Below are 22,331 nucleotides of genomic sequence, written 5' to 3'. Positions count from 1 at the left end.
CAAAAAACACTTACGCAGAGCTTACCGTTAACTGTTTGTTACCTGTGCCTCTTTAGCTTGGGTTAACATAATCGCGGGCTGATGTGCCCGCTTCATCATCATTTGCGGAAGCTGCACACACGATGTTCGACGCCGAAAATCCCAACAGGAAACGGTCAAGGGAAGACGGGCGCCCGCGCTCGCTTTTGTCGATGCAGCCGCCGCGTGATGATCGTGCGACAACGCAGGAAGATCTTGCCGACCGTTCGTCATTGACGCGCTCTGACAGGGATGCGGAAATGCGCGAGGCGCGCCGGGAGCGGGCAGCCTCGGCGGATGCCTATCTGCGTCGTGCCGAGGCGGGTGACCGCGCGCGGGACGACGTTTCCCCGAAGCGCACACAGCCTGCGCGCCGGGTCGAGGAGCCGGTACGGAAAGCGCGCACCGCACCGAAAAAGGCCCCGCTCCACAAGCGCCTGCTCGACAGGATGTTTCCGCTGCCGGAGGCCCCGCAGCGCGGGGCGCAGACCGCAGAGCCCGCGCGTGCGCCGATGCGCGACGAGCGCGATGTGGCCGTGCGGCGAACCGTGATTGACGAAGAGCCCGAAGCCTGTCGCGAGCCCATGCAGCACCGGCGCAGGCAGACCGGAAATCGTGATGCGGATGAGCGGCTCTGGCGGCCATTGATCGATCCCGTGCGCGTGATCAGCGGGATTTTTCGCGCCAAGTGGCTCATTCTTCTGACGACGATCATCGGTGCGGTTCTTGGCGTGATGGTCGCGCTGTCGACGCCGAAAATGTATTACGCGGCAACGCAGCTCATTTTCGATCCGCGCAATCTGCAGCTGGTGGAACGCGATCTGACGCCGGGCGGTCTGCCCTCGGATGCGACGCTGGCGCTTATCGAAAACCAGGTGGCCATCATGACCTCCGGCAATGTGCTGGCGCGGGTGGTGGACGAACTGGATCTGGCGGATGACCCGGAATTCAACGGTTCGGGTGGCAGTTCCATTGTGAGCCTGCTGTTGAGCCCGCGCGCGCTCATCTCGGCGCTGCTCAGCAGCGGCGATGAGGATGGCGGCACGGCGCGGCACTCCATTGCGGTCGAGAACCTCGCAGATGCACTGGATGTGAGCCGTAACGCCAAGACCTTCATCATCACCATTGGCGCCGAGACGGAGGATCCCGAGAAATCCTCGCTGATCGCGACGACCACGCGCGATGTGTTCCTGTCCACCTTTGGCGAGCTTCAGTCTGCAACGGCGGGCCGCGCCAATCGCGAGATCACCGAGCAGCTCACCTCGCTTCGGGCCGAAGTGGAAGAGGCCGAACGGGCCGTGGCCGATTTCAAGGCGAAGAATGACATCGTGGATGCGCAGGGGCGTCTGATCACCGATGAGGAGATCCTGCGTCTCAACGACCAGCTTTCGAACGCCAAGGCGCGCACATCGGAGCTGAATGCGCGTGCAGCGGCCGCGCGTGAGCTGAACGTGGACGAGGTTCTGGGCGGCGCACTGCCGGAGCAGATCTCCTCGCCCGTCATGACCGAGCTTCTGGCGCAGTATGCGAGCCTGCGGCAGCAGGCGGGCAGGCTGGCCGTGCGCTTCGGCCCGCGTCATCCGGAGCGGCTTGCCGTGGAAGCGGAACTCTCCGGCGCGCGTGAGGAGATCGCACGCGAATTGCGGCGGGTGACGGCATCCAACCAGGTGGAATTGCAGCGCGCCGTTCAGCTTGAGCAGGATCTGGCCGGCCAGCTCGCGCGGCTGAAGGTGCAGAAGGGCAATCTGGCATCGGAGCAGGTGACGCTTCGCGAGCTTGAGCGCGAGGCGAATGCGAAGCGCTCGGTGTACGAATCGCTGCTCCTGCGCGCCCGTGAGACCGGACAGCAGGAACGCCTGAACACCGCCAATGTGAGCGTGATTTCGCAGGCCGTGCCGCCGCTCGATCCGATCGGCCCGTCGCGTTCGTCGATCGCGATGGCGGGCATGATCCTTGGCTTCCTGTTCGGCGTGGGCATTGGCGCTGCCGGCGGGGCGATCCAGAGCCTGCGCGAAAACATGGCCGAGCGTCAGGCCGAGGAAGACGAAGGCGGCGAAGGCAGCCAGGGTTATGACGATTATGACCCGGAGCCTGACCCGACACCGCCCGGTGGCGGATCCTGGCGGCACGCGTCCGACGACCGGCTGCGGGATGCTGCATCAGACCGGCATTCTGGCGAATGGCGTCCGCGTTCGGGTGAGCGCTATGCAATGGCCGGTGTGGACGCGCGTGAGGATGAAGATGATCTCGACCATGCGTTTACGGCGCATATGGACGATGAGATCGATGATCTTGCCGATCGGTATGCGGAGCCACGGCATCGCGTGCGGGTGTCGGCAGCTTCGCAGCCCCAGGTTCAGCCCCAGCCCCAGCCACAGCCGCAATATGCGCCGCAGCAGATGTGGCAGACGCCACAGCTTGCGATGCAGCCCGGCATGATGCCTGCAATGGCGCCGTTTCAGCCAGTGATGGGCCAGTCGGGGATGGGACAGCCGGGAATCAACATGCCGATGATGCCGGCCTATCCCGTCTGGCAGCAGGTGCCGCCGATGGCGCAGGCTGGATTTGCGGCAGGTCCGCAGAGTGCTGGCGAGCCGTTTCATGAAGAAGACGATGGCGAAGACCGCTTCAGCGAAATCCACCATCGCCTGAAAGCCGTGCGCCGCGAGGTCGATGCGCTGACGGCGCGCCGGGCAAACCGGTTCCGGTACTAGACGTTTCCGGCGTCAGGCGGTCTTGCCTGACGCTGTCGAACGGCGGGCGCGTTCCAGACAAATTCGCCTTCTTTCCCAATAACGTCGTCAAACGACGCGAAGCCGGGATTGCGGTTCTGCGTTTTCCCCATTATGCGGGCTGGAGTGCGATCCCGATGCGAGCGCCTTGGCGTGGACCGGGAGGCCGCACGCACTGACGCCTGACCGGGGAAAGACATGGCCGATATCATCGACGGAAAAGCGATCGCAGAAGATGTGGTTGCGAAGGTCAAGACGCAGACTGCGACGCTCGCCGAACACGGCGTGACGCCGGGGTTGGCGGTGGTGATCGTCGGCGAGGATCCGGCAAGCCAGGTCTATGTGGCGTCCAAGTCGCGCCGCGCCAAGGAATGCGGCTTCCATTCGGTTCAGCATTCGCTGCCGGCAGAAACGTCGGAAGACGCGCTGGTGGCGCTGGTCGAGGAACTCAACGCCGATCCGGCGATCCACGGCATTCTGGTGCAGCTGCCGCTGCCCGGGCACATCGATGAAGCGCGCATCATCCAGACCATCGACCCGGACAAGGATGTCGACGGTTTTCATTTCATCAATGTCGGCAGGCTTGGAACCGGTGCGCTGGACAGCGCCTTCGTGCCCTGCACGCCGGCGGGCGCGATGCTGATGCTTGAGCGGGTGCGCGGCAGGGACCTCTCCGGCCTCTCGGCAGTGGTGATCGGGCGCTCCAACATTGTGGGCAAGCCGATGGCGAACCTGCTTCTGGCCGCCAACGCCACGGTGACCGTTGCGCACAGCCGCACGAAGGATCTGCCGGCGCTGGCCGCGACGGCCGACATTCTCGTTGCCGCAGTGGGACGGCCGGAAATGGTTCGGGGCGACTGGGTGAAGCCCGGTGCAACCGTGATCGATGTGGGCATCAACCGCATTCCCGCGCCGGAAAAGGGCGAGGGCAAGACGCGGCTCGTGGGCGATGTGGCCTTTGCCGAAGCAAAGGAGCGCGCCGGCGCGATCACCCCGGTGCCGGGCGGCGTGGGGCCGATGACCATCGCCATGCTGATGGCCAACACGCTCACTTCCGCATTCCGCACCGCGGGGCTTGAACCACCGGCTTTCTAGCCTCTTTCTGATCGGGACCATCTGCCATGCCTCTCCTGCCAGACAAGCCTGTTTTAGAACAATTGCCCATGGGCGAGGCGAGGCAGGACCGACGGCATTTCGCATTTTTGCTGGTCGACAAGTTTTCGATGTTTTCTCTGGCGGCGGCCATCGACACGGTGCGCTCGGCCAACCGCCTGCTCGGGCGTGACGTCTATAGCTGGGTGACCGTTTCGGCTGATGGCGAGGCGGTGATGGCGTCCAACGGGCTGCCGATCAAGATCGATTATGCGGTCGCCGACCTGCCACCGGTCGATATTCTCTTTGTCTGCGTGGGTCTCACCACCGAGTTTCCCGGCAAGAGCATGGTGCTTGCCGCATTGCGCAGCCTTGGCCGGCGCGGTGCTGCGCTGGGGGCTCTGGCGGCGGGCTCCTATCTGCTTGCCGAGGCCGGGCAGCTTGCCGGTCATCGCTGCACGATCCACTGGGAGAACCGGGCCTCCTTCATGGAGCGCTTTCCCGACATCGAATGCACGGGCAATGTCTATGAGATCGACCGCCGCCGCTACACCTGCGCGGGCGTGACGACTTCGATTGATTTGATGCTGGAAATCGTGCGCACGGACCTTGGCGCGGATCTTGCCAATGATGTGGCCAACCAGTTCCAGCACGAGCGCATTCGCTCTGCCGGCGACCGGCAGCGCACGGGACCGGAGCGCGACCTGACGGGCAAGTCGGAGAAGCTGAAGAAAATCGTCGAGCTGATGGCCGACAATCTGGATGAGCCCTATTCTGCCGTGCAGCTGGCGGGAGCCGCAAACCTTTCCGTGCGCCAGGTCGAACGGCTTTTCCTGCGGCATCTGGGGATGACGCCGGGGCGCTATTACATGCGGCTCAGGCTGGAGCGGGCGCGTGAACTCCTGCGGCAGACAAACATGCCGATCCTCGATGTGGCGATTGCGACGGGTTTCACCTCGCATTCCTATTTCGCGCAAAGCTATCGCCAGCAATTTGGCCGCCCGCCATCGGAAGAGCGCCGCGCTGGTTATTGAGGGGCGGGTGGTGTCGGAGGCGTGACGCTGGAGCCGAGCGCCCCCGCCCTTCGACAAGCTCAGGATGAGGGCTACTGCAGTGGTCCAGTTGCTTTCAGCTTGAGACGCACACGCCGTTTCGCATTTTGAATGCTGGGCGCGATGCTCTCTGTTTGGTCCGCTAGGGAGACTCACCCTGAGCTTGTCGAAGGGCGAGGGCGCTCGGCGTCCGAAACCACGCCACCAATCTCGGCAGCAGCTTTGCGCAGTGCAGCGACATCGGGCGCGTGGGAGGCGCATGAGGTCGCGCGGGCGGTGAAGTCTGCGGCCAGCGCCGTGGCGGCATCGCGGAAGGCTCCCGGCGCGACACGCGCGAGCGAAGACAGACCGCGCAACAGCGCCAGTCCGACATCGGGTGCGCCGGAGGCGGCTTCGTAGGAAATGGGCCGGAAGGCGGCATCGAGAAGAGCTGACGGTTCCACGGGCGCGAACGTCACGTTCGGGTAGGGCGGTTCGCCATCTCCGCTTTTCGCTTCCTCGTCTGCCAGAACCCAGTCGGCCAGAAGCCGGGTCTGCACGGTGAGCACGTGAACGGCGGTGGAAGGGTCGTTGACGCCGGGGGAAAGCGCCCGGCGGGCGACATCGGCCAGAACGAGGAAGCCGAATCCCGGATCGGAATCGAAGGTGCGCTCCTCACCGATGATGAAGTCGTCATGGACCGCTTCAAGGCAGGCATCGTCCGCCTCGCCGCTGACGACGGCAAGCGCGGTGGCGTGGTCCACATAATCGCCGGGGCGGACGAGAACATGGATTGTGAGATCGCTGGCCTCCGCCAGTTCCTGCAGCGCATGCGGGTCGAAATGCTGGACGAAGCCGACCGCCCCGGCGCTTACGGTTCGCCCTGACGGACTGGAGGAAAGCGTGGCGGCGGTGCAGCCATAGCGCCCCTCGCGGCCAAGGCGGGTGAGAGCTTCCCGTGTTGTCTCTTCAAGCCGGCTGGTCATCTCCACGACGCGTCCGACAACCGAGATTTCGCGCACCCAGCGGATCAGCGCCCAGACAACGGCAAAGACCACGATGACGGTGGCGGCGAAGAGGATAAGCCGTCCGCCAAGCGTGTAGATGCCGCTCGACAGACCGATTATGCCGATGATGGAAAAGAGAAACGCGCCGATGAAAACGGAGATGGTGGTGCGGGCGGCGCGATTGCCGGAGAAAAGCGGCACGGCGCGGGGCGAGCCTGTCTGCGCGGCGCTGGTGAGCAGGTTGACCAGCGTTGAAAGCGCGAAGACGGCGACCGCCAGCATGCTGGAAGCGACGATGCCCAGAATGTTGCGCAGCGCTTCTCCCGAAACGGTTATGGGAAGGGCGCTTTCATCCAGACTTTCGGGCAGCAGGTCTGCCGAAAGATAGGCAAGTACAATGACGATGACCGCCGAGACGCAGAACAGCGCCGGCAGAAACCACAGGGCTCGCGTGAGCCGCCTGAAGAGGAACCAGTAGCCGTTCACACTCCCTCCGATCAGAGGAAGAATGCACGGCTACCGCAGTTTGTTCCAGCTCAGAATACGGCTGCACCCTGATCGGCACGGCCGGCGAGCTGCCGGAAGCCGGCAAAGAGCTCGCGGCCCATGCCGTACTGGTTGCCCGAGAGGTCGGGTGCGGCGCTTTCGCGTGCGGCGAACTCTTCGGCGTCGACCAGTGCTTCAAGCGTGCCCTTGTCTGCGTCGAGGCGCATCGGGTCGCCATCGCGCAGCTTGCCGATCATGCCGCCATCGAGCGCTTCGGGCGTGACGTGGATGGCCGCCGGCACCTTGCCGGATGCACCCGACATGCGCCCGTCGGTGACCAGCGCGATGCGGTGTCCGCGATCCTGAAGCACGCCGAGCGCCGGCGTGAGCTTGTGCAGTTCCGGCATGCCGTTTGCCTTGGGGCCCTGGAAGCGGATGACGGCGATGAAATCGCGGTCGAGCCTGCCTTCCTTGAAGGCCGTCTGCATTTCTTCCTGCGAATGGAAGACCAGCGCCGGGGCCTCGATCACGCGGTGCTCCGGCTTGACGGCGGAAACCTTGATGATCGACTTGCCGAGATTGCCCGACAGAACCCGGATGCCACCGGTCTGCTGGAAGGGTTTGGCGGCGGTGGTGAGCACCTTGTCGTTGCCGCTGGTGGCGGGTGCGGAGAGGCGCACGACCGAACCATTGTCGGCGAGCTTGGCCTCGACCGTGTAGGGGCGCAGACCCTCACCCCAGATGGTGCGCACATCCTCGTGCAGATAGCCGTCGTCGAGCAGTTCGCGGATCATGTAGCCCATGCCGCCTGCGGCGTGGAAATGGTTCACGTCGGCAAGCCCGTTGGGATAGACGCGGGCAACGAGCGGCACGTGGTCCGAAATCTCGGCTATGTCGTCCCAGGTGAGCCGGATGCCTGCCGCTGCCGCCATGGCGACCAGATGCATGGTGTGGTTGGTCGAGCCGCCCGTGGCGTTGAGGCCGACCACACCGTTGACGATGGAGCGCTCATCGATCATGCGGCCAACGGGCGTGAACTCGTTGCCGAGTGCGGTGATGGCGAGCGCGCGCTTTGCGGCTTCCTTCGTCAGGGCATCGCGCAGCGGCGTGTTGGGATTGACGAAGGAGGAACCCGGCGTGTGCAGGCCCATGATCTCCATCAGCATCTGGTTCGAATTGGCCGTGCCGTAGAAGGTGCAGGTGCCGGGGCCGTGATAGGATTTGGACTCGGCTTCCAGCAGCGCCGCACGGTCCACCTTGCCTTCGGCGTAGAGCTGACGGATGCGGGCCTTCTCGTCATTGGGCAGGCCGGAGGTCATGGGTCCGGCGGGAATGAAGATCGCAGGCAGGTGGCCGAAGGTGAGGGCGGCGATGACCAGACCCGGCACGATCTTGTCGCAGACACCGAGATAGACGGCCGCGTCAAACATGTTGTGCGACAGGCCGACGGCAGCCGACATGGCGATGACATCGCGCGAAAAGAGCGACAGTTCCATGCCGGGCTGGCCCTGGGTGACGCCATCGCACATGGCGGGCACGCCGCCGGCAACCTGCGCCACGCCGCCGGCTTCACGCGCGGCGTCCTTGATCATGTTGGGAAATGGCTCGAAGGGCTGATGCGCCGAGAGCATGTCGTTATAGGCGGTGATGATGCCGATATTGGGCACCCGGTCGCCGGAAAGGGCCGCCTTGTCTGCGGGGCCACAGGCGGCAAAGCCGTGGGCGAGGTTGCCGCAGGAAAGGACGCCGCGATGAACGGCCTGTCCGGCAGCGTGGTCGACGCGTTCCAGATAGGCTTCGCGGCTGGCGCGTGAGCGCTCGCGGATGCGGGCTGTGACGGCTTCGATTTCGGGTCTTGCGGTCATGGCATGGCGTCCTGTCTTGCAGTTGGCCCCACGCGGAAGGAGCGCGGGGCGCGGCGGGCCGGCGTTTTACGCCTGGCCTGCGGGAGCCCAGAAGATGTGGGCGGGTTCTTTCGTCTCGGCCAGCACCGCGCCGATGGGGGATGCCGGGCCGGGTGGAACGGAGAGCGCTGCTTCCAGCGTTTCCTTTTTGTCGGCGCCCTCGATGTGGACGGCGAGGAAGCGTGCGCCTGCGAGCCGGTTCATGGAAAGCGTCAGGCGGGGTTCGCCCGCCGCCTTCGACGCGACCGGTAAAACGTCCGGCCCTTCCGTTGGCTCAAGAAGCGCTTCGATGGTCGGCGCATCGGGGAAGAAGGAGGCGGTGTGCCGGTCATTGCCCATGCCGAGCACGACCACGTCGAGCGGTCGGGGCAGTGCGGCAATCGCCTTTGCCGACTGGCTGGCGGCCTCTTCCATCTCGTCGGCTGGCTGGTAGAGGCCGACAAAGGCGGCGCGGGCAGCCTTGTTCTGCAGGAGATGCCGGGCGACCAGACGGGCGTTGGAGCGCGGTGAATCGGCCGGCACGAAACGTTCGTCCACCAGCGTGACGGTGACCTTGTCCCACGGGATATCGCATCGCGACAGCTGATCGAAGAACTGCGCGGGCGTGCGACCGCCGGAAACGGCAATCGCCGCGTGGCCCCGCTCCTTCACGGCCAAGGCCAGTTTTTTGGCAACCGTCTCCGACAGGTTCCTGGCCAGCGCCTCGGAGGAGGCGAATTCATGCCACTCGCAATTCGCCATGCTCAGACACTCTCATGCCAGGTGCGTCCGTCGCGCTCGATCAGCGCGATGGAAGAGGAAGGCCCCCAGGTGCCGGCGGTGTAGCCCTGTGCGGGCTGCTGGTTGTCTTCCCAGGCGGCGAGGATGGGGTCGATCCAGCGCCATGCGGCCTCGACCTCGTCGCGGCGCATGAACAGCGTCTGGTTGCCGCGGATGACATCCATGATGAGGCGCTCATAGGCGTCCGGATTGCGGACATTGAATGATTCGGCAAAGCTCATGTCGAGCGGCACATGGCGCAGGCGCATGCCGCCGGGGCCGGGGTCCTTGATCATCATCCACTGCTTCACGCCTTCATCCGGCTGCAGGCGGATGACGAGCTGGTTGGCAAACACCTTGCCCGTGCCATCTTCGAAGATGGAATGGGGGATCGGCTTGAACTGGATCACGATTTCCGAAACGCGGGTGGCGAGCCGCTTGCCGGTGCGCAGGTAGAAGGGCACGCCGGCCCAGCGCCAGTTTTCGATCTCCGCCTTGATGGCGACGAAGGTCTCGGTGTTGCTCTCGCCGCTTTCAAGTTCTTCCGTGTAGCCCTTCACCGCGCCGCCATTGGACGCGCCGGCGCGGTATTGCCCGCGCACGGTCACGCTCTCTGCGGCATTGGAGGTGATCGGCTTCAGGGCGCGCAGGACCTTCAGTTTCTCGTCGCGCACCGTGTCGGCTTCCATGGAGGCCGGCGCTTCCATCGCCACGAGGCAGAGAAGCTGGAGCATGTGGTTCTGGACCATGTCACGCAGCGCGCCGGCCTTGTCGTAATAGCCCGCGCGCCCTTCAAGCCCCACGGTCTCGGCCACGGTGATCTGCACATGGTCGATATGGGCGGAGTTCCAGAGCGGCTCATAGAGCGCATTGGCAAAGCGCAGCGCCATGAGGTTCTGCACCGTCTCCTTGCCGAGATAGTGGTCGATGCGGAAGACGTTGTGCTCGTCGAACACGCGCGCCACGGCGTCGTTCAGCTCATGGGCGGAGGCGAGCGAGCGGCCGATGGGCTTTTCGACGATCACGCGGGCCGTGTCAGTGGACAGGCCGTGCTTGTCGATCTGGCCGACAATGTCATCGAACAGGCTGGGTGCGACGGCCATGTAGAAGGCGCGCACACTGTCGCTGTCGCCGATCTCGGTCTTCAGGTCGGCAAAGCCGTCGCCCGATTTCGCGTCCGCCGGCACGTAAGACAGGCGGGCCAGAAAATGCGTCAGCTCCTGCGGCTCGATATCGCTCTTGGCGACATGCTCGCGGATGGCCTTTTCGGCGAAGGTGCGGAAGTCCTCGTCGGACAGTTTCGAGCGGGATGAACCGATGATGCGCGTGGGGTCGGTGAACTGACCTGCCCGCTGACGCTGATAGAGCGCCGGAAGCAGCTTTCGTTCGGAGAGATCGCCCGTGGCCCCGAACACCACGAGATCGAAAGGCTCGACCGGAATTGTCTGGCTGGTCATGGTTTCTCCGCTCGCGCGTTTCCGCTTTTCGTTGAACCGCGAAAACGCTCTCATTGATTGTTCTTGCGCAATTCCGGACGGAAAACCGGTTTCCGCTTTTCCTGGAATTGCCCTAGCCTCATACCAAGTTGCCGTTGCTATAGTCTAATCGATTTAAAAAAGCCAGATGCGATTGCGCGGCAGCGCGTCTGTCGGGCTGAGCCAAGCCGGTGCGCCCATTTGTGCCTTGACACAGCATCGCATGGCGGGTTTTCCCATGTTTCCTTCGCGAGCACAGGCTCGCATACAGACATTACAAACCGGAGCGGCAGGGATGGGAACCCATTTTTCGCGCAGCGTGGCTGAGGGCCGCGCTTTCATGCAGTTCATCGACGGGCGTTCGGTCGATTCGCTCTCGGGAGAACGCATCGACGTTCGCAGCCCGTCCGACGGCGCAGTCTTCGCTTCGATCCCGGCTTCCACCGAAGCCGATGTGGAGCTGGCGGTGAAGTCGGCGCGCAAGGCGTTTGACGAAGGCCCGTGGAGCCGCATGCCGGCCGTGGAGCGCGGGCGCTGCCTGACGCGTCTTTTCCATCTGGTGGAGAAGAATGGCGAGGAGCTGGCTGCGCTCGAATCGCGCGACACCGGCAAGCCGATCCGTCAGGGCACGGCGGACGTGACGGCCACAATGCGCTATTTCGAGTTCTATGGCGGCGCGGCTGACAAGATCCACGGCGACACGATCCCGTTTCTCGATGGCTACACGGCGCTGACGCTGCGCGAGCCGCATGGCGTGGTGGCGGGTATCACGCCCTGGAACTACCCGATGCAGATTCTGGCGCGCGTCATCGGCGCGGCGCTGGCCATGGGCAACACGCTGGTGGTGAAGCCGGCGGAAGACGCTTCGCTGACGACGCTGCGCATGGCCGAGCTGGCGCTTGAGGCCGGCTTCCCGGCTGGCGTGTTCAACGTCGTCACCGGTTATGGCCGCAGCGCTGGTGCGGCTCTTTCCTCGCATCCGCTGGTCGATTACGTGACCTTCACCGGTTCGCCGATCACCGGCACCGCGATCCAGCAGGCAGCGGCGGTGAACAATCGCGGCGTGACGATGGAGCTGGGCGGCAAGTCCCCGCAGATCGTGTTCGCCGATGCGGATATCGAGGCAGCGCTTCCCGTTCTGGTGAACGCCATCATCCAGAATGGCGGGCAGACCTGCTCTGCCGGCAGCCGCGTTCTGATCGAGAAGCCGATCTACGAGCAGGTGGCGACGGCGCTGGCCGAGCGCTTCTCCAAGCTGGTTGCGGGCCCGCATGATGCGGATCTCGACATCGGGCCGCTCGTCAATGTGGCGCAGCGCGACAAGGTTGCCGGCTTTATTGCCGCAGCGCAGGAAGCCGGCATTCCGCTGCTCGCACAGGGCACGGTGCACCCGGACGCGCCCGAGGGCGGTTACTATCAGCCGCCCGCACTGTTCGGCGCGGTCGATCCGCAGGCAGCGCTCGCTCAGGAAGAGGTTTTTGGACCGGTGCTTTCGCTGTTCCCGTTCGAGGACGAGGCAGACGCCATCCGGCTCGCCAATGACACGGAGTTCGGTCTGGTGGCCGGTGTGTGGACGCGCGATGGCGCGCGCCAGCACCGGGTCGCCAAGCGCGTGCGCGCCGGCCAAGTTTTCGTGAACGGCTATGGCGCAGGCGGCGGCGTGGAGCTGCCCTTCGGCGGCTTCAAGAAATCCGGCCACGGACGCGAGAAGGGTTTTGAAGCCCTGTTCGACATGTCCGCGACCAAGACAATCGTTTTCAACCACGGCTAACAATTACAGGAATTTTCGAAATGGCTCGACTTGAAGGCAAGGTTGCCATCATCACCGGCGCAGCATCCGGTTTCGGTGAAGGCATGGCGAAGCGTTTCGCCGAAGAAGGCGCGAAGGTCATCGTTGCCGACCTGAACGCGAAGGGCGCAGAGCGGGTTGCCGCAGAGATTGGTGAAGCAGCGCTGCCGGTTACCGCAGACGTTTCCATGAAAGCCGATGTGGACGCGATGGTGGACGCCGCCATGCAGGCGCATGGCCGTCTGGACATCATGATCAACAATGCCGGCTACACGCACCGCAACACCTCCCTCATGGAAGTTGACGAAGAGACGTTCGATCTCATCGGCGCAGTGAACATGAAGGCGATCTATCATTCCACGCTGGCCGTTGTGCCGGTCATGGAGAAGCTCGGCGGCGGCTCGATCATCACCACCGCTTCGACGGCAGGCCTGCGCCCGCGTCCGGGTCTCACCTGGTACAACGCATCGAAGGGCTGGGCGATCACCGCGACCAAGTCGATGGCCGTTGAGCTTGCGCCGAAGAACATCCGCGTGAACTGCCTGTGCCCGGTGGCCGGCGAAACCGGCATGCTCGGCCAGTTCATGGGCGAAGACACGCCCGAGAAGCGCGCGCAGTTCCGCTCTTCCATCCCGCTTGGCCGGCTTTCCACGCCGCTCGACATCGCCAATGCAGCGCTCTGGCTGGCTTCGTCGGAAGCCGAGTTCATCACCGGCGTTGCGCTGGAAGTGGACGGCGGCCGCTGCATCTGACGCAGCGCTGCCTGTGGACGGTTTTAGGAATTCCGTTTCTCCGGGAACCTGACTTGGAGCACGGAATTACCTATAACCGGACAGAACAATTTCAGACCGTCGGCGATTGTCCGGCGGTCGGCATGAAAAGGGCAAGCGCATGACCTACGAGCAGATCTTTCTCTTCTGTCTGCTGGGTGTTGTGTTTGCCTTTCTTGTCTGGGGTCGTATTCGCTATGACCTTGTTGCCTTTGCCGCGCTGATCATCGCGGTGGCCGCCGGCGTCGTTGATGCGCATGACGCCTTCATCGGTTTCGGCCATGAGGCCGTCGTCATCATTGCGCTGGTGCTGATCGTCTCGCGCGCCATGATGAATGCGGGCGCGGTGGAGTTGATCGCGCGTTTCGTCCTGTCTTCGGGACGCTCTCTCTCAACCCATATCGGTTTCATGTCGGTGATCGGCGCCGGCCTTTCGGCGGTGATCAACAATGTCGCCGCGCTGGTCATGCTGATGACCCTCGACATCGAGGCTGCGAAGAAGGCGAAGCGGCCTGTTTCCCGATCGCTGATGTCGCTTTCCTTCGCGACCATTCTGGGCGGCATGATCACGCTGATCGGCACGCCGCCCAACATCGTCATCGCCGAGTTTCGCGGGCGCGCGCTTGGCGAATCCTTCTCCATGTTCGACTTTTCACCGGTAGGCCTCGTCTGCGCCGTGGTTGGCATCGCCTTCGTGACGCTGGTTGGCTGGCGGCTGATCCCCGAAACCGGGCAGGCGGTTGCCGGAGATGACGGCGAGGCGGGCCTCTTCGTCGTGGAAGCGGGTGTGAAGGAGAAATCCAAATTCATCGACGGGCCGGTGAGCGATCTCTATCCGCTGGCCGATGAGCACGATGTGACCGTGCTCGGACTGGTGCGGCGCGGCAAGCGTCTGCCCGGTTTTTCCGCTGGCGAAGAGCTTCGCAAGAGCGATCAGCTCATTCTCGAGGGCGATCCGAAATCCATCGAGGCGTTCATCGGCGCTGCGGAACTCGATACGCCGGGCTCGGAAGAGCATGGCGGCATTCGCGGCAAGTCTCTGGTTCTGGTCGAGGCCATTGTGCCGGACAATGCCCGCATGGTCGGGCGCACGGCGCTTGACCTGCGGCTGCTTTACCGCCGCGGCGTGACGCTTCTGGGCGTGTCGCGGCAGGGCAGGCGGTTTCGCGAGCGGGTGCGCAAGCTGCCGATCCGGGCGGGCGACGTGGTCCTGCTTCTTGGGCCGGAAAGCCGCGTTGCCGACGCCGCCGACTGGCTGGGCGTTCTGCCGCTGGCGGAAAAGAGCCATAACGTGATCCAGCGCGGCAAGGCGCTGTTCGCCGTGGCCGTGTTTGCGATTGCCGTGGCCATTTCGGTGATGGGGTTCGTGCCGCTCGCCATCGCGCTTGCGGGCGCGGTCGCCATCTATGCGCTGTTCAATGTGGTCGGCGCGCGCGAAGTCTATGAATCGGTGGAATGGCCGGTGATCGTGCTTCTGGCCTCGCTCATTCCGCTCGGGCTGGCGCTTGAGGAGTCCGGTGGTACGAAGCTGATTGCGGATTCCATTCTCTCGCTGACCGGCTCGCTGCCGGCATGGGCGATCCTGGCGATCCTGATGGTTGTCACCATGACGCTGTCCGACTTCCTGAACAATGTGGCGACAGCGCTGATTGCAGCGCCGGTCGGCCTTTCCGTTGCGCAGGGGCTCAACGTCTCGCCCGATCCCTTCCTGATGGGCGTGGCGGTGGCCGCTTCCTGTGCGTTCCTGACGCCCATCGGCCACAAGAACAACACCATCATCATGGGGCCGGGTGGCTATCGCTTCGGCGATTACTGGCGCATGGGTCTGCCGCTGGAAATCCTCATTATCGCGGTTTCCGTGCCGGCAATCCTGTTCTTCTGGCCGCTGTGAGACAGGGCTGAAGCGGTTCGGTTCACCTGATGATTTCGGTCGTGTCCGATTTTGTGGCAGGAGCGTTTTGCGTGGTTCGACAAGCTCACCATGAGGGATGTGTGACCCTGTAGGAAAATCTGGCTCCGCGGGGTTGCAGATAGTTCTTGCAGCCGCGCCCCACCCTCATGGTGAGCTTGTCGAACCACGCACAACGTCAATGCAGCGTGTCTTTTCGCCCTCAAATCCGGTCGCGCAGGGCGTACCAGTTGAGTGCCAGGAACATCAGGAACGGGCGCAGATGGCGGCCGCCGGGGAAGGGCGGGATCTTCAGTTCTTCGAACAGGCGCAGCCGGTCGCGGTTTCCGCAGACGGTTTCCGCATAGAGCTTGCCGGCGAAGTTCGACAGCATCACGCCATGGCCGGACCAGCCGGCGGCTGAGATCACATTGGGCATGACCTCGCGCACAAAGGGGCGTCTGGGCATGGTTATCCCTACATAACCACCCCATGCATGGGTGAGTTCGACATCCTTGAGCGCGGGATAGAGTTCGGCAATCTGGCGGCGGATGTGGTGGTGGATCGCCTTGTCTTCGCCGGGCGCGTAGATCTCGCGTCCGCCGAAAAGCAGGCTGCCATTCGGCTCGCGCCGGAAATAGCGCACCACGAAACGGGAATCGTCGACCGACTCGCCGCCGGGCAGCACGGGACTGTCATCGCCAAGCGGCGGTGTTGCGCCGATGAAGGAGCCGATGGGCATGACATGGGCCGCACTCTCCGGCTCCAGATTGCCGCCATAGGCGTTTGTGGCGATGAGGCACTTCTCGGCGGTGATGGTTCCCGAAGGCGTTTCGATGCGCACACCGCCGGCATCGGAGCTGATATTCAGCGCAGGCGTGCCTTCAAAGAGATGCGCGCCCGCCTCACGGGCCACACGCGCCGTGCCGACCACGAGTTTCAGCGGATGGATATGACCGGTGCCGGTGTCGCGAATGCCGCCGAAATAGCGTGTGGAGCCAAGCCGCTCGGCGGTCTCGGTCGCATCCATGTAGGTGATATGCGGATAGTCGAACCGGTCACGCATGATGTCGGCATGCCGGCGGTATTCGTCCAGATAGCGGGGCTTGTGGACGGCTGAAATCTGGCCCGGACGATAGTCGATCTCGATGCGGTTGGCGGCGGCGAAATCGATGAGGTGGGCCTTGGCTTCCTCGGCCAGATCAAACAGGGCTTTGGCGCGGGTGAAGCCAAGCTCGGCCTCCAGCTCCTCGGCCCAGGCGCGCTGGCCGGTGCCGAGCTGGCCGCCATTGCGCCCGGACGCGCCATCGCCAAAGCGGTGCGCCTCGATCAGAACCACATTGACGCCCGCCTTCGCCAGATGGGCGGCCGCCGACAGGCCGGTGAAGCCGCCGCCGACAATGGCGACATCGGCCCGTCGGTCGCCATCGAGCGACGGGTATTGCGGGCGCTCGCCGACGGTTGCTTCATACCAGGAGAAGCCGGGCGATATGGGCGACTGATAGGGCATGGACGCACCCCTCTTTCCGTCCGGAATTGCGCAAAATCAATAATTCAGGGCGTTTTCGCGGTTCAACGAAAAGCGGAGACGCTCTAGACGTTCAGAAGCAGATATTCCCGTTCCCAGGGGCTGATGACCTTCATGAAGGTCTCAAACTCGGCCCGCTTGATGGCGGCAAAGGTCGAGACGAAGGGCGCGCCCAGCATTTCCTTCAGTGGCTCGTCGTCCTCGAACAGGGCGACAGCTTCCAGAAGGCCACGTGGCAGCTCGATCTCATCCTGGTTGACCGCCTTGCCGGCCGGCGCATCGGGCGTGCTCTTTTCCAGAATGCCGACGAGACCACAGGCAAGCGAGGCAGCCAGCGCCAGATAGGGATTGGCGTCGGACGAGGGGATGCGGTTTTCCACGCGGCGCGCCGCCGGGTCGGAGCGCGGCACACGGAAGGCGGTGGTGCGGTTGTCATAGCCCCAGCGCGTGTTGACGGGCACCGCCGTTCCCTGCGTCAGGCGGCGATAGGAGTTCACATAGGGCGCAAGCATGATGAGCGCATTGGGAATGTGCCGCTGCAGCCCACCGATGAAGTGGCGGAACATTTCCGTCTCTTCGCCATTCTCGTCGGAGAAGACGTTGTGACCGGTCTCGAGCGACACCACCGACTGGTGAATATGCATGGCGGAGCCGGGCTGGTTCTGGATCGGCTTGGCCATGAAAGTGGCGTAGGTGTCGTGCTTGAGCGCCGCTTCGCGAATGGTGCGCTTGAACATGAACACCTGATCGGCAAGCTCGATCGGGTCGCCATGACGCAGGTTGATCTCGAGCTGGCCGGCGCCTTCCTCGTGGATCAGCGTGTCGATCTCCAGGCCCTGCGCCTCGGAGAAGTGGTAGATGTCGTCGATCAGTTCGTCGAACTCGTTCACGCCGGCGATGGAATAGCCCTGACCGCCGCCAATGGGGCGACCGGAGCGGCCGACCGGGGGCGTGAGCGGGTAGTCCGGGTCGGGATTCTTGTCGACCAGATAGAACTCGATTTCCGGCGCGACGATGGGCTTGAGCCCATGCTTCGCATATTCGGCGACGACGCGCTTCAAAACGTTGCGCGGGCTGAAGGCGACATCGCGCCCATCCTGATGGACGAGGTCGCAGATGACCTGCGCCGTCGGGTCGCTTTCCCACGGAACGGAAGAGAGCGTGGAGAGATCGGGCAGAAGCTTCAGGTCGCCGTCATCCTCCGGGTAGACGAAGTCACCGCCATCTTCGGGATATTCGCCGGAGATCGTTGTCATGAAGACAGCCGAAGGCAGCGCCAGTGAGGTGTTGGACGTGAACTTCTTCGACGGCATCATCTTGCCGCGCGCAACACCGGCCTGATCGGGCGTGATGCACTCGATGTCTTCGATGCCGCGCCATTCCAGCCAGGCGGAAACCTGCTTCCAGTCCTTCACACCGCGAAGGTTCTTCAGAAATGCGGGCGCACGAACGGAGTTACCTCGACCGTTGCGGCGGGTTAGCTTTTTCCTGTCAGGCATCAAACACCAGGGATCGTTGGTTGGATGCGTGAGTATAGACGTGGGCGTGAAGGGAAGGGAAGGCCCCGCGTCAGGATTGCACACCCGCAACAAGACGGTCGATGACCGGCTGCAATGCCTCCGGCGTGACCGGGCGCACGACCCGGGCGTCCACGGGTGATTCGGCCAGCGTGTCCTTGTGGCGCGAGGCGACAATGGTGATCACGAGCGGCAGGCCGCGCGGGGAGGCGCGGCGGTGGCTTTCCAGATGGGTGAACAGTTCGCTGGTGGCGCGTGTCTGCGCGTCGATGTCGACAATCACCACGCCGGGCCGGGAGAGCGGTGTCGGGGCAGACAGGATGCGCGTTGCCTCGGCGGGTTCGAGCGCATTGGCCTTCAGATAGGCACGCTGCGCGATGCGCGAGAGCACAATCCTGTTCACCGGGGATGAGGCGACAACCAGTGCCTGGGACAGATCTGCAACGCAGCTGTTGGAGACCGCCTCGCATGCATCGATGGTCGGCTGATCGGTTACAGGTCTGTCTGCCATCATGTCTTCGCCCACGGTTAGAATAAGAAATTCAATGCCCGGTTGAAATATGACGGGAATGAATGTCACCGCGGTTGAAATGTCAAGTTACAAATAAGTCAGAATTGTTATGTGCCTGTTTCTTGTTGGTAAAACCAGTTTGTTTCAAGAAAGAACTGGAAATTAGATTGGGATTTCAGATATTTGTATTGTTTGATCGCAAGATCGAATGACCGTTTTCTGTTCAAGAAAAACGCCCGCGCAGGAGACAGTGCGCGGGCGCTTGACGGGAGATCAATCAGGCTGGTGTCAGGAGCCAGCCAGACGGTTGGTGACGATGACAGGCACCAACAGATCTCCCCAGTTGCCTTCTCCACCATGATGACGCGCCGAGCGGACCAGTTCGACGGACACACCGGAATCGACCGCTTTCATGACCGACTGGTTGAGGCGGTGCAGGTCGTTCGCCACCATGCGGATGATGGCCTGCTGGTCGGAAGACATGGCGCTTGCCTGCTCTTCTGCACGTTCCTTGACGCGGGTGTTCGGTGTCATTTCCGTTCTCCTTTCCCGGCGATTTGCCGTTGGTGTTATTCCGCTGCTGGGCGGAACTGGTCAGATTCGGTGGATTCCTTCATGGCGGTGGTCGAAGACTGGCCGCCAGTGATGGCCATGGACACGGCGTCGAAATAGCCGGTGCCGACTTCGCGCTGGTGCTTTGTGGCCGTGTAGCCGTTTGCCTCTGCGGCGAACTCCGCTTCCTGCAGCTCCGAATAGGCCGCCATCTGCCGGTCCTTGTAGCCGCGGGCCAGCTCGAACATGCCGAAGTTGAGCTGATGGAACCCGGCCAGCGTGATGAACTGGAACTTGTAGCCCATGGCGCCCAGCTCGCGCTGGAACTTGGCGATGGTGGCGTCGTCCAGGTTCTTCTTCCAGTTGAAGGACGGCGAGCAGTTGTAGGCGAGCAGCTTGCCCGGATGCGCCTTGTGCACGCCCTCGGCGAATTTACGCGCCTGCTCCAGATCCGGCTTAGACGTTTCGCACCAGATCAGATCCGTGTGCGGCGCATAGGCGACAGCGCGGGCAATGCAGGCGTCAAGCCCGTTCTTCACCCGGTAGAAGCCCTCGACCGTGCGGCCTGCCTCGTAATCGACGAAGGGCTGGTCGCGCTCGTCGATATCGGAGGTGAGCAGCTTGGCGGCCTCCGCATCCGTGCGGGCGATGACCAGGCTCGGCACGCCCATGACGTCGGCTGCAAGACGCGCGGCATCCAGATTGCGGATATGCTGCGCCGTGGGGATCAGAACCTTGCCGCCCAGATGGCCGCACTTCTTTTCCGATGCGAGCTGGTCCTCGAAGTGGACGCCGGCAGCGCCCGCCTCGATATAGGCCTTCATCAGCTCGAAGGCGTTGAGCGGGCCGCCGAAGCCGGCTTCCGCATCCGCCACGATCGGAGCGAACCATGTGTCGACCGAAAGGCCATTGCCTTCCGCAGTCTCGATCTGGTCAGCGCGCTGAAGCGTGCGGTTGATGCGCTTGGCGAGCTCCGGGCCGGCATTGGCCGGGTAGAGCGACTGGTCCGGATACATGGCCGAAGCGGTGTTGGCGTCGGCGGCGACCTGCCAGCCGGAGAGGTAGATCGCCTTCAGACCGGCGCGGACCATCTGCATGGCCTGGTTGCCCGAGAGCGCGCCGAGCGCGTTGACGAAGTCCTCTTCGTGGATGAGCTTCCAGAGGCGCTTTGCGCCTTCCTCGGCCAGCGTGTGACGGACGGTAACCGAGCCGCGCAGCCGCTGCACATCCTGCGGCGTGTAGGGGCGTTCGATGCCATCGAAGCGACCTTCCGCAGCGCTGGGAACAAGGTTGTAAAAATCCGTCATTATTGCCTCCGTACAGGATCTGTTTCGCGGTAGGGGCTGTCTGGCGTGATGCTTCTGTGCCCCGCTTTCGTTACAGGATTTACATTGCGCCGCAGCGAAAGCGGAGAGAAAACCGGGTTTTGTGGGATATTTTCGTGTCAGCATGTCTGGATTTTGACAGGGCTAGCGTGTAAATTTGTAAAGGATGTAAGGGCGAGTTTGCGGGGTCGTTTTGTAAAGGCGTGTAAAGTGGTTGCCGTTCAGGCATGGATCCTTGGGTCAAGCCCAAGGATGACGATGGTGAGGGGGCGGCTCAGACGCGGACACGGGTGCAGGAGTGGATGTGCACACAGGCACAGGCATAGGCGTTGATCCAGTCGACTATGGTTCGCATGATCCACCGTCGGCGTTGGTTGGCTTCATAGCGGTCCCGCTTCGTCATCCTCGGGCTTGACCCGGGGATCCATGCCGGAACGGTCGCGCCTCGCCGGGGACGCAGAAAACAAGGGGGCCGACCATGGCCAATCAGAAGATATTCGCCGGAGCCCGTATCAGGCGGGTGCGCACCGCCAAGGGGCTGACCCAGACGGCCATGGCCGAGGGGCTGGGCATTTCGCCCTCCTATCTGAACCTGATCGAGCGCAACCAGCGGCCGCTCACCGTGTCGCTCATTCTCAAGCTGGCCTCGGTCTACAAGGTCGATCCCGACGAGTTGCAGGGCGAGGCCGGCCTGTCGCTTGCCGCGCTGCGCGAAGTGTTTTCCGATCCGCTTCTGGTGGGCGAGCTGCCGGGCGAGCAGGAGCTTGTGGATGTGGCGGAAGCCGCCCCCAATGCGGCTGCGGCGCTGGTCAAGCTCTACCGCGCCTATCGCGAACAGGCCGACCGCATGTCCGACCTCTCCGAAATGCTGGCGCGGGAAGGGCGCACCACCGCCATTTCGGCAACGCGTCTGCCGATGGACGAGGTGCGCGAGACCTTTGAGCGGCATGGCAACCATTTTCCGGCCATCGAGGAGGAGGCGGAGAGCTTTCACAAGCTCATGGGGCAGATGGGGCTTATGGGGCCGGGGGATGATCTTTCCGGCGCGATCCGGGGCTGGCTGAAACAGGAGCACGGCATCGTGGTGCGGGTGCTGCCGGTGGCGACCATGCCGAACTGGCGGCGGCGCTATGACCGGCATTCGCAGCGTCTCTTCATCTCGGAGCGGCTTTCGCCGGCCGATCAGCTGCGCGAGATCGCCATGGAGGCGTGTCTTCTGCGTATGTCGGTGGCGATTGCGGCGGAGATCGAGGCGCTCAAGCTCTCAAGCAATGAGGCGCGCCGGCTGGCCCGGTTCGAACTCGGGCGCTATGCGGCGCATGCGCTGATGATGCCCTATCAGGCGTTTCTGTCGGCAGCCGAGCGCGCGCGCTACGATGTGGACGTGTTGAAATCGCGTTTCGGGGTTTCGTTCGAACAGGCGGCCAACCGGCTCACCACGCTGGCCCGCCCGGGCGCATCGGGTGTGCCGTTCTTCATGCTCGAAGTGGATCATGCGGGAAACCGCTTCCGCAAGGCAGGCGCGCAGGGCTTTCCGCAGGCGCGTTTCGGCGGCGGCTGTCCAAAGCTTGCCGTTCACGCTGCCTTTGCCCAGCCGGGCCAGATCCTCGTCGAGGCGGTGGAGATGCCCGACGGCGCGGAATTTCTGACGATGGCGCGCACGCTGGAAGGGCCGCAGGGCTCGTTTGCGGAGCGCCCGCGCCGCACGGCGCTTCTGCTCGGGTGCGATCTCGGCTTTCGTGAAGGCGTGGTCTATGGCGATGCGCTGCCGGGCGCGCCGGGCAAGGCGGGAGCTGCGCCCACCCATGCGCTCACGCCGGTGGGGCCAGCGTGCCGCCTGTGCGAGCGGGCCGGCTGTCTCGCCCGCGCCGAACCACCGGTCACGCGGCCGCTGGGCCTCGACGAGATGGTGACGGGGCTGAGCGCTTTCGATTTTCAGTAGAGCGC

Annotated in this window: 16 protein-coding genes; 7 read left to right on the top strand and 9 right to left on the bottom strand. The window is 63.7% G+C overall.

The window, feature by feature from the left end; genetic code table 11:
• The first annotated feature begins 122 nt into the window (after positions 1-122).
• The 3 genes from AC4PTT_RS17170 (at position 123) to AC4PTT_RS17160 (ending at position 4,876) form a co-directional block, all read left to right on the top strand.
• Positions 123-2,732, top strand: coding sequence for a GNVR domain-containing protein (locus AC4PTT_RS17170; RefSeq protein ID WP_492161732.1), 2,610 nt, complete (start codon positions 123-125; stop codon positions 2,730-2,732).
• A gap of 216 nt (positions 2,733-2,948) precedes the next feature.
• Positions 2,949-3,845: a bifunctional methylenetetrahydrofolate dehydrogenase/methenyltetrahydrofolate cyclohydrolase FolD gene (gene folD / locus AC4PTT_RS17165; protein ID WP_113154215.1), complete on the top strand. Its 897-nt coding sequence runs from the start codon at positions 2,949-2,951 to the stop codon at positions 3,843-3,845.
• A gap of 68 nt (positions 3,846-3,913) precedes the next feature.
• Entirely contained in the window at positions 3,914-4,876 is a 963-nt protein-coding gene (locus AC4PTT_RS17160; protein ID WP_492161731.1) for a GlxA family transcriptional regulator, read from the top strand.
• A gap of 170 nt (positions 4,877-5,046) precedes the next feature.
• Here the strand turns inward: AC4PTT_RS17160 and AC4PTT_RS17155 are convergent, their stop codons facing one another.
• The 4 genes from AC4PTT_RS17155 to zwf all read right to left on the bottom strand — a co-directional run bounded on the left by AC4PTT_RS17155 (position 5,047) and on the right by zwf (position 10,486).
• Positions 5,047-6,366, bottom strand: a complete 1,320-nt coding sequence (locus AC4PTT_RS17155) for a DUF2254 domain-containing protein (RefSeq protein ID WP_492161730.1) — start codon at positions 6,364-6,366, stop codon at positions 5,047-5,049.
• 50 nt (positions 6,367-6,416) lie between these two features.
• Positions 6,417-8,231, bottom strand: coding sequence for a phosphogluconate dehydratase (gene edd, locus AC4PTT_RS17150; RefSeq protein ID WP_283800148.1), 1,815 nt, complete (start codon positions 8,229-8,231; stop codon positions 6,417-6,419).
• 66 nt (positions 8,232-8,297) lie between these two features.
• On the bottom strand, positions 8,298-9,011 hold the full coding sequence (gene pgl, locus AC4PTT_RS17145; RefSeq protein ID WP_206544632.1) for a 6-phosphogluconolactonase: 714 nt from the start codon (positions 9,009-9,011) through the stop codon (positions 8,298-8,300).
• A gap of 2 nt (positions 9,012-9,013) precedes the next feature.
• Positions 9,014-10,486 carry a glucose-6-phosphate dehydrogenase gene (gene zwf, locus AC4PTT_RS17140; RefSeq protein WP_113156179.1) on the bottom strand — a complete coding sequence of 491 codons (1,473 nt, stop codon included), beginning with the start codon at positions 10,484-10,486 and terminating at the stop codon, positions 9,014-9,016.
• Between the two features lie 313 nt (positions 10,487-10,799).
• On the opposite strand from zwf, the gene AC4PTT_RS17135 reads away from it, so the two are divergent.
• The 3 genes from AC4PTT_RS17135 to AC4PTT_RS17125 all read left to right on the top strand — a co-directional run bounded on the left by AC4PTT_RS17135 (position 10,800) and on the right by AC4PTT_RS17125 (position 14,954).
• Positions 10,800-12,275, top strand: coding sequence for an aldehyde dehydrogenase family protein (locus tag AC4PTT_RS17135; RefSeq protein ID WP_492161729.1), 1,476 nt, complete (start codon positions 10,800-10,802; stop codon positions 12,273-12,275).
• 20 nt (positions 12,276-12,295) lie between these two features.
• Positions 12,296-13,045, top strand: a complete 750-nt coding sequence (locus AC4PTT_RS17130) for an SDR family oxidoreductase (protein ID WP_113154221.1) — start codon at positions 12,296-12,298, stop codon at positions 13,043-13,045.
• A 139-nt stretch (positions 13,046-13,184) separates the two neighbouring features.
• Entirely contained in the window at positions 13,185-14,954 is a 1,770-nt protein-coding gene (locus tag AC4PTT_RS17125; protein WP_206554767.1) for an SLC13 family permease, read from the top strand.
• 220 nt (positions 14,955-15,174) lie between these two features.
• Here the strand turns inward: AC4PTT_RS17125 and AC4PTT_RS17120 are convergent, their stop codons facing one another.
• The 5 genes from AC4PTT_RS17120 to aceA all read right to left on the bottom strand — a co-directional run bounded on the left by AC4PTT_RS17120 (position 15,175) and on the right by aceA (position 20,366).
• Entirely contained in the window at positions 15,175-16,461 is a 1,287-nt protein-coding gene (locus AC4PTT_RS17120; RefSeq protein ID WP_492161728.1) for an NAD(P)/FAD-dependent oxidoreductase, read from the bottom strand.
• A gap of 83 nt (positions 16,462-16,544) precedes the next feature.
• Positions 16,545-17,978: a glutamine synthetase family protein gene (locus tag AC4PTT_RS17115; protein ID WP_113154224.1), complete on the bottom strand. Its 1,434-nt coding sequence runs from the start codon at positions 17,976-17,978 to the stop codon at positions 16,545-16,547.
• Positions 17,979-18,048: 70 nt separating this feature from the next.
• Entirely contained in the window at positions 18,049-18,507 is a 459-nt protein-coding gene (locus AC4PTT_RS17110) for an ANTAR domain-containing protein (RefSeq protein ID WP_210344126.1), read from the bottom strand.
• Positions 18,508-18,795: 288 nt separating this feature from the next.
• On the bottom strand, positions 18,796-19,041 hold the full coding sequence (locus tag AC4PTT_RS17105; protein ID WP_113154226.1) for an SMc00767 family acetate metabolism repressor: 246 nt from the start codon (positions 19,039-19,041) through the stop codon (positions 18,796-18,798).
• A 35-nt stretch (positions 19,042-19,076) separates the two neighbouring features.
• Positions 19,077-20,366 (bottom strand): isocitrate lyase, encoded by a 1,290-nt coding sequence (gene aceA, locus AC4PTT_RS17100; protein ID WP_113154227.1) that lies wholly within the window; start codon positions 20,364-20,366, stop codon positions 19,077-19,079.
• 496 nt (positions 20,367-20,862) lie between these two features.
• Between aceA and AC4PTT_RS17095 the strand changes: the two genes are divergently transcribed.
• Entirely contained in the window at positions 20,863-22,326 is a 1,464-nt protein-coding gene (locus AC4PTT_RS17095; protein ID WP_475080744.1) for a helix-turn-helix domain-containing protein, read from the top strand.
• The last annotated feature ends 5 nt before the right edge of the window (positions 22,327-22,331 follow it).

The organism is Nitratireductor sp. WH36-1, assembly GCF_058725515.1.
This window is presented reverse-complemented; position numbering and strand designations above follow the sequence as displayed.

Bases quoted from the DNA above. Each gene is read 5' to 3' on its own strand.
- edd (WP_283800148.1), bottom strand. From the start codon at position 8,231: ATGACCGCAAGACCCGAAATCGAAGCCGTCACAGCCCGCATCCGCGAG.
- AC4PTT_RS17095 (WP_475080744.1), top strand. From the start codon at position 20,863: ATGGCCAATCAGAAGATATTCGCCGGAGCCCGTATCAGGCGGGTGCGC.
- AC4PTT_RS17115 (WP_113154224.1), bottom strand. From the start codon at position 17,978: ATGCCTGACAGGAAAAAGCTAACCCGCCGCAACGGTCGAGGTAACTCC.
- AC4PTT_RS17110 (WP_210344126.1), bottom strand. From the start codon at position 18,507: ATGGCAGACAGACCTGTAACCGATCAGCCGACCATCGATGCATGCGAG.
- aceA (WP_113154227.1), bottom strand. From the start codon at position 20,366: ATGACGGATTTTTACAACCTTGTTCCCAGCGCTGCGGAAGGTCGCTTC.
- folD (WP_113154215.1), top strand. From the start codon at position 2,949: ATGGCCGATATCATCGACGGAAAAGCGATCGCAGAAGATGTGGTTGCG.
- AC4PTT_RS17170 (WP_492161732.1), top strand. From the start codon at position 123: ATGTTCGACGCCGAAAATCCCAACAGGAAACGGTCAAGGGAAGACGGG.
- AC4PTT_RS17135 (WP_492161729.1), top strand. From the start codon at position 10,800: ATGGGAACCCATTTTTCGCGCAGCGTGGCTGAGGGCCGCGCTTTCATG.
- AC4PTT_RS17160 (WP_492161731.1), top strand. From the start codon at position 3,914: ATGGGCGAGGCGAGGCAGGACCGACGGCATTTCGCATTTTTGCTGGTC.
- AC4PTT_RS17130 (WP_113154221.1), top strand. From the start codon at position 12,296: ATGGCTCGACTTGAAGGCAAGGTTGCCATCATCACCGGCGCAGCATCC.
- AC4PTT_RS17120 (WP_492161728.1), bottom strand. From the start codon at position 16,461: ATGCCCTATCAGTCGCCCATATCGCCCGGCTTCTCCTGGTATGAAGCA.
- zwf (WP_113156179.1), bottom strand. From the start codon at position 10,486: ATGACCAGCCAGACAATTCCGGTCGAGCCTTTCGATCTCGTGGTGTTC.
- pgl (WP_206544632.1), bottom strand. From the start codon at position 9,011: ATGGCGAATTGCGAGTGGCATGAATTCGCCTCCTCCGAGGCGCTGGCC.
- AC4PTT_RS17105 (WP_113154226.1), bottom strand. From the start codon at position 19,041: ATGACACCGAACACCCGCGTCAAGGAACGTGCAGAAGAGCAGGCAAGC.
- AC4PTT_RS17125 (WP_206554767.1), top strand. From the start codon at position 13,185: ATGACCTACGAGCAGATCTTTCTCTTCTGTCTGCTGGGTGTTGTGTTT.